The following is a 13,916-nucleotide window of genomic DNA, read 5'->3' as shown; positions in this document are numbered from 1 at the left end:
AATGGAAATCTATTTAGCCCTGATTGTCCCGAAGCTTCGGGGGAAATCCTTTTTTGTTGAGATTTCTCCTACGTCGAAATGACAAATCGTTTAACAAAAAAGATTGCAACGGAAAGCAGGAATACGGATTACAAAGGAGCCCGAACCATTGCTTCGCCAATTCATTTCACTCGTGCCGCTTCTCCTATTCGTTTCAATCATAGCGTTACTATCCCTCGACTACGCTCGGAATGACATTTACTAATACTGATTGGTAGCCAACAAAACCAATGTACAAGCTACTTCTATTTTAATACCGTTACTTTGTAGCAATTGGTAAAACTCGGGATTCTCTGTTCCGGGATTGAAGATGACGCGCTTGGGTTTAGTCTCGATGATGTAGTTGTAATAGTCACGCTGGCGTAACGGATTGAGGTACAACGTTACGGTATCGATATTCTTCAAAGGAATAGTTTTAGTGTGGATTTTTACACCGGCCACTTCACCGGTTTTTTGTCCGATGGCCAGAACAGCATGTCCTTTTTCAGTCAGTTTTTCAATGGCTTTATAAGCGTAGCGCTCCGGATTGGTACTGGCACCAAGCACCAGTGTTTTCTTGTTTTTCATTGGGTAAATTTAAGGAATAATGTTTTTAAATTAACACGCACTTTGATTCTTTATCTATCTTTGTGGCGATACAAACATTATAGTCATGGAAATTTTTTTGAATACTTTTTTTGTGTTGTTGGGTGCTTTATTTTCGGTATTGAACCCGATAGGCGTTATTCCGTTTTTTGTGGGTTTGACCCAAGATTATGAGAAAGCCGAACGCTCTCGAGTGTCGCTGATGACCGCTGTTAACGTTTGTATTATTTTATTGATTTCCTTTTTTGTGGGAGAATACGTGTTGCGTTTCTTCGGCATTACCATTTCGGCCTTGCGCATTGCCGGCGGGATTTTGATTGCCAGCTCCGGATTTGGTTTGCTTAATGCCAATCCGAAAAAACGAAAAGGTATCAGCAAAGAAGTGGAAGAAGATTTGCAACACCGAAGCTCCATTTCGTTGACACCATTGGCTATGCCGATGTTGGCCGGTCCGGGCTCGATTTCGTTGTTGATTGCTTTTAACCAAGACCATCATTCTACGCCTGAAATTTTGTCTTCAGTCTTCTCGATTGTTATCGTATCATTGTTGATTTTTTTGATTTTGAGAAGCGCTCATTATTTGGCCAAATACCTTGGTGCTTCGGGCATTGTAGCAATTTCCCGAATCGTAGGCTTTTTAACCGTAGCCATTGGTATTCAATACATTATCAGTGCGGTTTTGAGTATCATTAGAGGAATATAATTTTATTACCATGAAAAAAACCATTGTATTACTTGTAGCGGTTTTGCTTACTGTGGGTTGTAAAACCAGCCAAAACCAGTCCGATAGCACGGAATTGAAAGAATTGGTCAGCATTATGCAAGGCCATTATTCTTCGGAAAAACAAGCATTGGCAGATAAGGATTATTACAACATATCATTAAGAATGACTCCGATATGGAAATCTAAAGGGAATTATTTGTTTGTTGAACAAGCCATTTTCGACAAGCAAGACAAACCTTATCGGGTTAGGATTTACAAAGTATCGCAAAGGGGCAACGAATTTATCAGTGAAATTTATACCTTGAAAGACGAAAAAGCATGGATTGGCAAATGGGCGACTCCGGAAGTATATGACCAATTGACCGAAGCTGACATCGAATTAAAATCGGGTTGTGAAGTAGTTTTAAAGCGCACCGGAAAAAATCGTTTTGAAGGTGCTACCGGTGATAAAACCTGTCCGAGTGAACTGCGCGGTGCCAGTTGGGCCAATTCTAAAGTTACCGTTACCGAAAACACAATTCATTCTTGGGATCAAGGTTTTGACAAAGACGGGAAACAAGTTTGGGGCGCTACCAAAGGTGGTTACGAATTCATTAAAATATAGGGGATTACCTCTCAAAAAAAATCCCAAATTCCGCAATTGTTAAACGGAATTTGGGATTTGCTGTTTTTAAGGTTAGCTTAGTTTTTCGGCAGGAAAATTTCAGCCATCATACAACGCGCGCTACCGCCGCCACAAGCTTCGATAGTATCTAAACTGGAATGGATGATTTCTACATGGGCTTCCAATTGGGCCAATTGTTTTTTGGTTAGGCTTTTATAGGCCGACTCGCTCATTACCAAATACCTTTTATCATCTTTACCTTTGACTTCTAACATATTTCCGGCAAAATTATTGACTTGCTCTTCGGTAATTAAAACAACTTCTTTATCGTCACCTCGCAGGCTGTCTAACACCATTTTGCGTTCTTTTTTGTCGTCGATACAGTCGGCACAAATTACCGCGAAAGTATCGCCTAAAGTCAGCATAACATTGGTGTGATAAATTTGCTTTCGCTCGCCGTTTACGGTTTGAAAGGCTTCAAAAATTACGGGTGTGAATTCGAAATCTTCGCAAAATTCAATCATCAATTCTTCATCAGCACGAGGCGAAAGCGCACAGTAGGCTTTTCCGTTTTCGCGGTCTAACAACAAACTTCCGGTACCTTCGAGGAACACATTGTCTTCTTCGGCCGACGTATAGTCCATAATTTCGTTAATCACAAAACCTTCATCTTCCAAGATGTCCAAAATATCTTCTCGGCGTTCGGCACGGCGGTTTTCGGCAAACATCGGATACAAGACTACATCGCCGTTTTCGTGAAAGGAAATCCAGTTGTTCGGGAAAATACTGTCGGGTGTATTGGGTTCTACAGTGTCTTCTACTACAATAACCTGTATACCGGCTTTTCGCAATTTGGCCACAAAAGCATCAAATTCGGCTTGGGCTTTAGCGTTTACGGTTTCCGGCAATAAACCATCGAGTACTTTTTGGTAATAATTATTTACCGCTGTTTGTTCGTTCATACGAAACGCCACCGGGCGAATCATGAGTATGGCGTTGGTTGTTTGTTTCATTTTTGTTTTGTTTTAAAGTTTCAAAGTTTCGAGTTTCGGGTTGGTCAACTTAAAACTTGAAACCTATTTTTAATCTCTAATCAACGGTAAAGTTGAGCATCTTAATAAACCTTCTTGTTTGGCAATTTCGGCGTATGGAATTTCTTCTACTATAAAATCGTTTTTACGCAGCCATTGGTTGAGTCGGGTAAAGTTGCGTTCCGAAACCACTACGTTTTCATCGATAGAAAACACATTGGAATTCATGTGGTACATTTCGTCGCGAGTGATATGGAATAAGTTCTCTTTACCGAATAATTTCACCAAGAAAACATAATCTGATTCCTCACGGAAACCACTTTTGTAGATGATACCTTTGTTTTTGCCAACCGGTTGGAAGCAACAATCTAAGTGCAAGGCATTATCTCGGGCTTCGAGTTTTGATTTCACCAAATCAAATTCTTTGACTTTTTTATGTGGAAATAATGCTTTGATGTAATTCACGCCCTGCATATTGGTTCGGGCCGTAATGTAGTCTTTGTAGTCGGAACCTTTGTACGTTCCTATAAAGATATAATCGTTCCACAACATTACATCTCCGCCTTCTATATGGACTTCTTCAGGTGGACGAACCACTTTTTTCGGATCGATTTGGTCGATAACGTATTGGATGGCATCGAGTTCTCGTTCTCTGTCGGGCAAAATATTGGCTTTGATGAACACGTCGTCGATTACAAAACCGATATCTCTTGTAAAGATTTGGTTGTAGTTTTCAATCATTTTCGGTCGAAAAACCTGCACATCATATTTTTGAAACACTTGGTTAAACGCTTCCATTTCTTTCACCATATCAGCTTCTACGGGATAAGTCCCTGCCAAGATATGCTCTAAGGATTTTGGATCATAAGCTTCTTCGGCGGAAGGCGTCGGACCGTTATTTTCGGCCGAACCCAGCACCACTGCCCTGAGTCGGGAAGTTTCATTTTTTACATTTAAGGCTAACATAAATTAGTTTTGGTAATGGACAAATATAACAAAGCTTCTCGGTTAGGAGAAGCTTTGTTTAAAAGTATTTGGACAATTTACTAATTCTTGATGAGTTTCTCGGTGTGGATTCGACCGTCTTCAGAGGTAATGTTGATAATGTACACACCATTGGCATAACCACTGACATCCAAACGGGTTTTGTCGGTGAGTTCGATAGGACGATCTAAGACTACTTTACCATCTATGGAAGTAATATTGACTTTATTAAATTGAGCGTCTTTCATCACAATTTCGATGGTGCTGCTGGACGGATTCGGAATTATAGCAAAACCGTAGGCCAATTTGACTAAATTCACATTAGTATCATAAGCCGAAACTATGGTTTTAGCTTCTTTTACCTCAGCCTGTTTGTACACAAAATTATCGGTACAACCTTCAGGATAAGCTGCGAATTGCGAACCCGAAACCGCTTCAAAACCCGGATTGAGTTCTACATAGTTGGTTGCATGATACACTACACCGTTACCGGTAACATTATCCCCTACCGAAACAATATTGGCCGCTTTAATCCAATCGGAGCGCTCTCTTTCTTTCACTGCCGGAGTCGCTAAATTGTTGTGGTCATCGGCAGGCGAAACTAAGGTTAATGTGGGCTGACAACAGTTATTGAATGTTACATCAGGTCCAACATTAGCGGAACTGTCTGAGATATCGTATACAAAAGTTCCGGCCGGACAAACTACGTTAAAAGTGGCATTTACTTCAAACTCAAAATCACCGCTTGGCGCTACGCCGAATTGACTTGGCGGCACAGTAAAACAAAACGTGCTTGACGTAAGTTGCGATGGAGCAGCAATAGTTGATACTACTACGCCGTTTTGCATGATGTTAAGCGACATAGTGTTTAAAGTGGCATTAACCGGTGGTTGGTAAGTTCCGCAAACTTCAATTGGTGTAGTACCGCTCATATCCGGACAGTTTATTTCTGTCGGGTTGGTATTTAAGGCTCCCAATTGCGGCACAGCACAAGTCAGACCACAAATATTATCAATATAAACCGTTCCGAAATGCGCAGAAGGTTGACAGTCGCTGATGGTGAATTCAATTCTTCCGGGTTGGTTTAGAATTTCACCTACATTCAAACGGGCACAAATCCAACCGGTATATAAAACGCGACGGTTATTGTTTACGATTAATCGGTTAAACAAACAGTTGTCGGGATTAGCAATGATACAAATCTCATCCACTATATTGTTATTTTGGTCGTAAACTCTGACTCTGAAAAACGGCTGAATAGGTTGACCGTGAGCCGGTTTGTTGTCCATTATCAATGAAAAATTGAAATCGATGGTAGGCTGATCAATAGACGTGAAAGTACGCGACATGGTGGTGATATCCGAAGAACCAAATCCGCCGGCATTATTCAACTTGATACATTTAGAAACACCATTTCCGTTTAAGGTTGGCACATTAACCCCTAATCCGGCCAAAGTTGGATCGAACATTTGGTAACCCGGACTTCCGCTGTCGATTAAAGTAATCGTAGAGCCGAAGTTGTTGGTCGTTGGCGTAACCATATTGGAAGCTGTTGGAGTGGTTGGTGTGGCACAAGAGAGAAAGAAAGCTTCGCCCGAATCCGGTTGCGGATACGCATCAGACCAAAAAGTATAACCGGCAGTGTTGTTTTCGAAGTCGCCGTTCACACAAGTTTGCATGATGGTTGGTGATGGTTTTTTGGCGATGTAAAATTCTTTTTTATCCGGATTTTGAACAAAAAACAACTTTCTCAGTTCGTAAATTTTGGCATTGGCTATTGCTCTTTGCAATTCCTCGTCTGAGAATTCCTCTTCTTCACGCAAGTGTTGGATCACTTCGTTGGTGATTTCTTTAGACAAACGATAGTTTTTAAAGTTGTCATTGATGAAACTCACGATTTCTTTTTCGATTTGATTCGATTCTTCGATTCTTCGATTTTCATCAGCCAGATACTGATCGAGCTGGGCAGAAGCCTTCCCCGAACACAGCAGCAAGACACTGATAAACGCTATTTTACAGATCTTAACCATAACTATTTCGTTTTATCAATCAAGGCTTGAATTTGCAATTTCAAAGCTTCTAATTCTTTCGAGTTTTTCTCTAAGGCTTTGGCTTGCTCGGCTATTTTTTTATCTTGGTCGATGATGTATAAAGTAAGTTCTTCAATTTTCTCCATTTGTTTGGATTGCATTTGCGCTACATCTATTCCGTCTTTGGCTAATTGCTCCGCAGAGTCAATTCCCGGCAAATGTTTGTTGGTTTTTACAAAGGCTTCCACTTCGTTTAACGGCATAAGCTTATAGTCGTTAGCAAACACATAATCCGCCCAATTGGCTGAGCTTCTTAAAGCCACTTTTACTTTTTCAGTTAAGATACCACCTTCAACAAACAATCGGTAATTTCCTGTAGCATTCGGATAAACCGCAGTTGACCCTAAATACATTTTACCATTTGAAGTACTGTTCGCAGTGCTGAACCAGATATTGCTGTTGTTCATATCTACTACTCTGTTTCCGCTTACGGTTGTCGCTTGATTGATGATTCCGTTGTTAGCGTAAAGACTGGTATCGTTGGCACTTACAGTAAAAGGATTAGCTGTAGTTCCGGTTCCGGTTACCGTTACATTGGTTCCGGCTACTACACTAGTGGTTGGCAAGTTGAAAGAGCCTCCGCCGTTAGACAACGTGATGGTATTTCCTGATTGTGATAAGGTTTGAGGCGTATGCGGTGGTAAAGTAACACTGTTTCCGTTAGAGATTGACAATACATTTCCTGTCAAGGTTAATGATTGTGCATCAGTATCTGTTAAGCTAGGCAATGTGAAAGAACCGCCACCGTTAGAAAGTGTCACTACATTTCCGGATTGTGATAAGGTTTGCGGCGATTGAGCCGGTAAAGTCACACTGTTTCCATTGGAGATTGACAATACATTTCCGCTCAAGGCCAATGATTGCGCGTCGGTATCCGTATCGGTGAAAGTTGGCAAAGTAACACTATTCCCGTTTGAAATAGACAAAACGTTACCGCTTAAAGCTAATGACTGTGCATCAGTATCTGTATCGGTAAAGGTAGGCAAGGTGAATGAACCGCCGCCGTTAGAAAGGGTAATTACATTTCCTGATTGTGATAAAGTTTGAGTAACACGTGGCGGTAAATTTACCGGAGCACTGGCTACTCCGTTTACCGTTGTAATCAACTGGTTACTTGTATTAATAGTGTTAGAAATTGAATTAACGATAGGTGCTGAAGCCAGAATATTATTAACATTAGTAGTCATAATATTAGCACTGGAAGACATTACATTGCTTCCTGTAGCACCAGGTAAGTTTTGTAAAACCACATCTCCATTTTCGTTTACTGTTAAAAACTTGTTAGTCACTAAAGAAGATGTAGGATTGAAGTTGCTGGTTAAATTGGTAAAACGCAACCCTGAGAATCCGTTTCTGCCGTGTTTGATTTCGACTTTATTGCCCGGAGCCGAAGTTCCGATTCCGACACTTCCTTCAACCAACATTCCGTTTAAAGGTGCTATGATTGGATTGGTATCTAAGGTATTGTATCTTGGTACAAAATTTCTTCCGATGACTACACCTCCATTTACATCTAATCTGTTGGCAGGAATAATGTTATTTCCCAATCCCAATCCGGTATTTCCGTTGCTATGAATAAACAAACGCTGATTACCGTTACCGTCGGCAAGGATAATAGTTTTATCTGTATTGAATCCGGCTAATCTGTCTGAAGAAAAAGCATTATTCAGACGCACTCTACCCAAAAACACGTTAAAATTTCCGTTTTTTAAGTTGATAGCGGTTTCCGTTCCAATGAAGATATTAGCGTTTCCGGTTAACAAATTTCTTGGTGTCAATGCTCCGATGGCAATATTATCATCTCCCACATTAAATAGTAAAGAAGAATACCCAACGGCAGTATTGTTGTTTCCGGTAGTGTTAGCCTCTAAAGCCCTGTGACCAACCGCAATGTTGGCAGAACCTGTAGTATTCCTGAACAAACTACGAGTACCGTAAGCACCATTTAAAGTTCCGGTAGTATTAAATCGCATTGCTTCGTTTCCGTAAGCGCAATTGAATCCGCCTTGAGAAATTTTCAATACATCATTACCAAAAGCACTATTACTATTGCTTGAGTTGTCCGACAAAGCATTCTTACCGAAAGCAGTGTTAAAACTACCGGTATTATTACCACCGGCATTATCACCTGAAAAAGTATTATCAACTTGACCATTACCTCGAGCAATGGTTCCTAAAACAAGTAGTGCTGTGTAAAAGAAGTAATTTTTCATTTTCATAACAAAAAGATTTGGGGCATTAGAAAATTAATTGACACTCATTTGTTCATGATTTTTCTGGCTGGGCTTGGTCAAAGAAATCATCTTAAAATTTGCTTTCTTTAACACATTCAAATATAGTAGTTATGTTTTGAAAAAATCCATAAAAAACATATTTATTCGATGAAATACACTTTTTTATATTTTATACATTTATTTTTCTTACTTTTTTAAATTAAAACAATAAACAACTGTAAATCAATAAATATGAAAAAGAAATAATATTCTTATACGCTACAAAAAGCAAAAAAGCATCCTTTGTAAGGATGCTAATACAGAAGTATAATGATGGATGAATTCAGGTTAAAGTAAAGCTTGCCTTTGTGAGTGATTTCGAGTCGAAATCCAATAAGCCAATAAAAATAGTAAAACCGGTCTGAGCGGGAACATATAACGCTGTTCTGAATGAAAAACAAAGACATACAACAATCCCCAACCCCAGAAAAATAAAAACGGAAGGAACAATTGGTATTCTTTTCTTCGCAGTAAAATAACCATGGCCAAAAGACCTACGATGACTAAAATGTAATTAATCAGATTGATATAAATGTGCATCCCGTATTTTATCGTTTTGCTGTTGTCAGACTTCATTAAGGGCGAGATGATAAAACTTTGGGCTTGGAAAAACTTGAGCGAATATTGGCGCAAGGTTAAACCCGGATTAGTCAATATATCGTTTTTAACCCATTGTACATAATAAGCCGTTTTGTCGTATTTATTAGCTGTACAAATGGAATCGAGTTCTCTTCTTTTCTTTAAATTATTGAGATAGTCATTAGAAGCAAATTTGTCTTGCCCATGTTGCGGCATCCAATTCAACGGCTCATCACGTAATTCATAGCGTGACCAAAGAAGCTGTTGTCGAAAAACCCTGTTTTTGAACTCGAAATTGGAATTGTCCAAACTGCGTTCTACTAATATAAATATCGGTACCAAAGCCATACCCATAGCAAAATATACCTTGCTCGCTTTGGGTAGTTTAAGTATCAAAACGTAGAGTGTCATGACAAAAACAAAAGGCAACATATTCGGTTTAATACCATATAATAAAACCAAACTCAAAGCCAAACGAAAATAATCCGCTTTTTGAGCTACACCGGCATAATGCTTAGCCCAAAAGTAAATCAGCATACTAGACGCGAAAAAACCGAACGCTTCACCGATAATGCCCATAGCATAATAAATATGTATCGGAAAAAGCGACATAAGCACTATGACGTAAAGTTTAGCTTTATCGGTAAAATGTAAAATGGTAAATGCTTTGAACAAATAGAAAACCGACAAACAAACAAAAATACAACTGAAGATAACGCCACTCAAAAAAAACAAGCGGTCATCGTGAAAAGCATAAACAATAGCGTAAGGAATCAAATAACAAAAAAGGGTCAAAAAGCCTTTGTCGATATTGATATTACCCTGAAAACCGTTGGCTATAAATTCAATTAATTGTTGGGTTCCGGTATGGAACTGCCCATCACCGAAAGGCTTGGGCTTGAACGGCAGAAAATAAAATACTACACACAGCAATGCGGTAATCAATACCGGATTTTTTATGGTAAAATCAATTAGTCGTTTCATCCTTGGCCAATTTGTCTTTAATAATGTAAAGCGGTCGTTTTCTGGTTTCGTCATAGGTTCGCCATACATATTCGCCTATGATACCCAACATCAACATAATCAAACCGCCAATAATCAGAATTAAAATCATAATGGGCGCCCAACCTTCAAAAGGTGTATTGTTGATGAAGCGATTGTAAGCAATAACAATGGCATACAGAAAACCAAAGAAAGAAATGATAATCCCTAAAAGCGACATCAATCGGATGGGAATGTATGAAGTATTTAACAAGCCATCGATAAAATACTTGAGTTTCTTAGATAAAGTCCATTGCGATTTCCCAATGGTTCTTTTTAAACGACTATATGGTATAAAAGCCACACTAAAGCCCAACCACAAAATATCACCTTGGAAAAAGCGATTTCTCTCGTCAATCTGGTTGAAAACAGCTATGGCTTTTTGGTCTATCAATAAAAAGTCAAAACCACCTTTAGGCATTTTTGGGTTGACATATTTCATCAAACTGTAAAATACGGCAGAAGCTTTGTTGGCGATAAAACTATCTTCACGGTCTACCCGATGCCCAATGACAATTTCGTTGCCGGATTGCCATTTGGAAATCATATTTTCGATTAACTCGATAGGCTCTTGTAAATCGGCCGACATACTTACTGCGGCGGCTCCGGTCACTTCTTTCATCCCCGCAATAATAGCAGGTACTTGACCAAAGTTTCGAGAAAACGAAAGGACTTTAACTTTTGAGTCGTTTTCGTGTAAAGCGGTCAACTCTTGCATGGAATTATCATCGGAACCATCATTTACAAAAACAAACTCGTAATCGAGTGACAGTTTGTGCATCAACCCGGTAATCTTTTCATAAGTTGGTGTAATAGAACCTTCGTTGCGAAAAACCGGTATTACAAAAGACAACTTCATTGCATATTTTCATTAAAAGGTTCGACAGTTTTCATCACTATTGCAGGAATTCCATAAGCTATGGAATTATCCGGTATATCTTTAGTAACTACAGCACCGGCTCCGATAGTTACATTCTTTCCAATCTTAACATCGGGTAAGATGGTAGCATTAGCACCTATCCTGGAAAATGAACCTACAGTAGATCGCCCGAGTAAAGTGGCTCCCGGAGAAATTTCTACAAAATCACCCACCACACAATCATGCGTTATCATGGCGTTGTAATAAACCAAACAACCTTTGCCAATGGTAACACTATTCGAAAAAACCGCATTCATTAATATATTGCTTCCGGCACCAATAGTTACTTCATAACTACTGATTTGGGCTAGCGGACTGATCATAGAAATCATCTCGCCTCCCAAATTAGTGAACTTTTTGTAAAGTTTGTAGCGCAACAACGAATTGCCTATACCAATGGTAAATTGATTGCCGTATGCTTTAAAAAATTGCGTTACTTGTGCTTCATTTTTCAAAATCGGGAATGTTTCGTATAGCTTTTCCCCTATTTCATTTACATCGTCATAAAACGCCAAGTTTTCGGTTTGGTTGCATTGCTGCAAAACCTCCAAAACTTCTTTGGCAAAACCTTTGGCTCCAATGACAATCATAAGTTAGCATTAATTAAGTTGACAATCTGCGCTACATCATCCGGCTCCAAAGCGTGTGATAACGGCAAACATAAAATAGTTTGGGCGATGCTTTCGGAAATCGGCATAGCGGTATCTTTGATATAACCCACTTTATTGAGCGAAGGATAGAAATAACGACGTGGGAAAATTTCGTGATCGTTTAAAGCCTTTTGCACGCGCAAGAGTTGGGCTTCGGTTTCAAAAATCACCGGAAAATAACTGTAATTCCAATGGGTATTTTCGCGCAACTTCATGGTGGTCAAGACTTCGAAATTCAATGTATTCAGATAAAAACCGACCACTTCTTTACGAGCCGCAATAATGCGCTCCAAATGCGGTAAAACAGCCAAACCCATTGCAGCTTGCAATTCCGATATCTTTCCGTTAATCCCTAACCCATGGAAAGCCATCGGACCGTCGTGACCGAAATTATGACTGTAATAGATTTGGTGCATTAATTTTTCGTCGTTACAAAAAACAGCACCGCCTTCTCCGGTATGAAACAATTTGGTTGCGTGAAAACTACAAGTGCTCACATCGCCGTATTCAAAAACCGATTGGCCTTGGTAAGAAACACCAAAACAATGCGCGGCATCATAAATAACTTTCAATCCGTGTTGGTGAGCTATGCGCTCAATCAATTCAATATTACAAGGATTACCAAAAACGTGAGTCGCCAAAATGGCTGAAGTTTTAGGTGTAATGGCAGCTTCAATTTGCGTCTCATCTATCGTTAAAAAGTCGGGATGAATGTCGACAAAAATCGGCGTACAATTTTCCCAAAGTATGGAAGCTGTCGTAGCCACATAACTGAACGGCGTGGTAATGATTTCGCCGCCTTTCCCCAACAATTTCAAAGCAATTTGCAACGGAATGGTTCCGTTGTTGGTTATTAAAATCGAATTGACTTGAAGATAGGCTTTTAGTTTTTCTTCCAACTCCAAAACCAAGGCACCGCGATTGGTAAGCCATTCGTTTTGCCAAACCCTTTGCAGTTGAGCTTGGTATTCTTCGATGGGCGGAAAAAAGGTTTTGGTAACGTTGATCATGTTGGTTTCACTAAAAGCTTCACAAATAAACGAATATATTGTGTAAAAATTCAAAAGAAAAAAGGCGAAATACTTCTTTTATCCTTTACTGATGTTAAAATGAAAAAAGAGAAACCTTTTGACTTTGACTTTAGAGGAATTGAAAGCAGACTTATTCAATCCCTTCAATAGTAACCAGGTCTTTGGGATTAACAATAACCAATAGCTCTTGGAAAAAGACTATTGAGGAATGCGATACCAGACAAATCAAAAAAAATTATTCCCTTCTCGATGGAAATCGCTTATCCCTTAATTTCAAAAAATAAGCCTCAATAGTGTTCGTCATCATTATTCCTAAAATTACACTTACTATTGAAGTACTAAAAAAAATAATTATCGGATGAACATTTATCCCAAGATAAATAGTTATTCCCGTTCTGAAAATATAATTTACAGCTGTATGTATTACATAAATGGAATAGGAACAGTAGCCTATCTTAGAAACCAAATTTACAACTGGTTTGGTAAAAGTAGCATTCAGCTGTGATACTATTCCTTCTTTCAATAAAAAAAAAACTAAAATGATAGCAAACGCTATATAAAGGAATACAAACCCTAACGTTTGAATAAAAAGCGAATGTTCAATTTTAATGAATGGCGTAAATGAGAGCAAGCAAAAGGATAGACAAAATAAAAGACGAGTATTCTGAAAGAATATTGACTTAAGTTTGTCCAACTTGAAATAATAAAAATAAGACACCAAAACGCCCATTAATAGAGAATCTATTCTCAAATGCGAAGAGGTTATATTGTGAACACTTGATGCATCATTAGACCAAACAGTCACTACTCTGACAGCTAACACCAGCAACATCAAACCTATCAAAACAGCAGCTAAATTAGCCATTAATTTATCCTTATACTTACTGGTAACAAGAATCCACAAAAGTAGGGCTAATCCAAAATAAAAATGCTCTTCAACGGCAAGAGACCAACTGGCCGCATAAGTGTAGCCCCAACCGTTGTAATAGTTTTGAAAGAAAAACAAATCGGCTACAACCCTGTCTAATTCCAAATTGCCTTTAATTAGAAAGGGAATGACATATATAAAATAAGTAAGGTAATAAATCGGATAAATTTTGTATCCGCGACGAATCAGAAACAATCCGGGCTTGATGTTCCCGAATCTCAGATACTCTTTAAATAAAAGTCCGGACACCAAAAAACCGCTTAACACAAAAAACAAATCTACACCTATCCAACCCATAGTTACGGTGAATGAAAATAATTTTTTGTGTCGCAGCAAAACCAATAAAATGGCAATACCTCTTAAAAAATCAAGCTGTTGTAGTCTTTTGTTTTGGGTTACATCCATGAATTAAGATTAAAAAAAAACTTCCCTCTCGGG

The 13,916-nt window shown here is 38.9% G+C and carries 12 protein-coding genes; 2 read left to right on the top strand and 10 right to left on the bottom strand.

What is annotated here, in order from left to right:
* Positions 1-240: 240 nt before the first annotated feature.
* On the bottom strand, positions 241-606 hold the full coding sequence (locus SK086_RS09990) for a CoA-binding protein (protein WP_324691378.1): 366 nt from the start codon (positions 604-606) through the stop codon (positions 241-243).
* A gap of 85 nt (positions 607-691) precedes the next feature.
* On the opposite strand from SK086_RS09990, the gene SK086_RS09985 reads away from it, so the two are divergent.
* Together SK086_RS09985 and SK086_RS09980 are read left to right on the top strand one after the other, a co-directional pair.
* Positions 692-1,327: a MarC family NAAT transporter gene (locus tag SK086_RS09985; protein ID WP_290875115.1), complete on the top strand. Its 636-nt coding sequence runs from the start codon at positions 692-694 to the stop codon at positions 1,325-1,327.
* A gap of 10 nt (positions 1,328-1,337) precedes the next feature.
* Positions 1,338-1,952, top strand: coding sequence for a chromophore lyase CpcT/CpeT (locus SK086_RS09980; protein ID WP_324691374.1), 615 nt, complete (start codon positions 1,338-1,340; stop codon positions 1,950-1,952).
* 77 nt (positions 1,953-2,029) lie between these two features.
* Here SK086_RS09980 and ctlX read toward each other — a convergent pair whose 3' ends face one another.
* The 9 genes from ctlX to SK086_RS09935 form a co-directional block, all read right to left on the bottom strand.
* Entirely contained in the window at positions 2,030-2,965 is a 936-nt protein-coding gene (gene ctlX / locus SK086_RS09975) for a citrulline utilization hydrolase CtlX (RefSeq protein WP_324691372.1), read from the bottom strand.
* Between the two features lie 69 nt (positions 2,966-3,034).
* Positions 3,035-3,949, bottom strand: coding sequence for a dimethylarginine dimethylaminohydrolase family protein (locus SK086_RS09970; RefSeq protein ID WP_324691370.1), 915 nt, complete (start codon positions 3,947-3,949; stop codon positions 3,035-3,037).
* An 80-nt stretch (positions 3,950-4,029) separates the two neighbouring features.
* Complete coding sequence (locus SK086_RS09965) at positions 4,030-5,997, bottom strand: T9SS type A sorting domain-containing protein (protein WP_324691367.1); 1,968 nt, start codon at positions 5,995-5,997, stop codon at positions 4,030-4,032.
* A gap of 2 nt (positions 5,998-5,999) precedes the next feature.
* Positions 6,000-8,276 carry a beta strand repeat-containing protein gene (locus tag SK086_RS09960; protein WP_324691364.1) on the bottom strand — a complete coding sequence of 759 codons (2,277 nt, stop codon included), beginning with the start codon at positions 8,274-8,276 and terminating at the stop codon, positions 6,000-6,002.
* A gap of 342 nt (positions 8,277-8,618) precedes the next feature.
* Positions 8,619-9,893: a hypothetical protein gene (locus SK086_RS09955; RefSeq protein ID WP_324691361.1), complete on the bottom strand. Its 1,275-nt coding sequence runs from the start codon at positions 9,891-9,893 to the stop codon at positions 8,619-8,621.
* On the bottom strand, positions 9,877-10,803 hold the full coding sequence (locus SK086_RS09950) for a glycosyltransferase family 2 protein (RefSeq protein WP_324691358.1): 927 nt from the start codon (positions 10,801-10,803) through the stop codon (positions 9,877-9,879). Before SK086_RS09950 ends, SK086_RS09955 begins: the two co-directional genes overlap by 17 nt.
* 2 nt (positions 10,804-10,805) lie before the next feature.
* On the bottom strand, positions 10,806-11,459 hold the full coding sequence (locus SK086_RS09945; protein WP_324691356.1) for an acetyltransferase: 654 nt from the start codon (positions 11,457-11,459) through the stop codon (positions 10,806-10,808).
* Complete coding sequence (locus tag SK086_RS09940; protein WP_324691353.1) at positions 11,456-12,529, bottom strand: DegT/DnrJ/EryC1/StrS family aminotransferase; 1,074 nt, start codon at positions 12,527-12,529, stop codon at positions 11,456-11,458. Before SK086_RS09940 ends, SK086_RS09945 begins: the two co-directional genes overlap by 4 nt.
* Positions 12,530-12,785: 256 nt before the next feature.
* A complete protein-coding gene (locus SK086_RS09935; RefSeq protein ID WP_324691352.1) occupies positions 12,786-13,883 on the bottom strand; it encodes an acyltransferase family protein in 1,098 nt (365 codons plus the stop codon).
* Between the last annotated feature and the right edge of the window lie 33 nt (positions 13,884-13,916).

Origin of the sequence: Flavobacterium cheonhonense (genome assembly GCF_035671315.1) — a bacterium.
Classification (GTDB): Bacteria; Bacteroidota; Bacteroidia; order Flavobacteriales; family Flavobacteriaceae; genus Flavobacterium; species Flavobacterium cheonhonense.
This window is presented reverse-complemented; position numbering and strand designations above follow the sequence as displayed.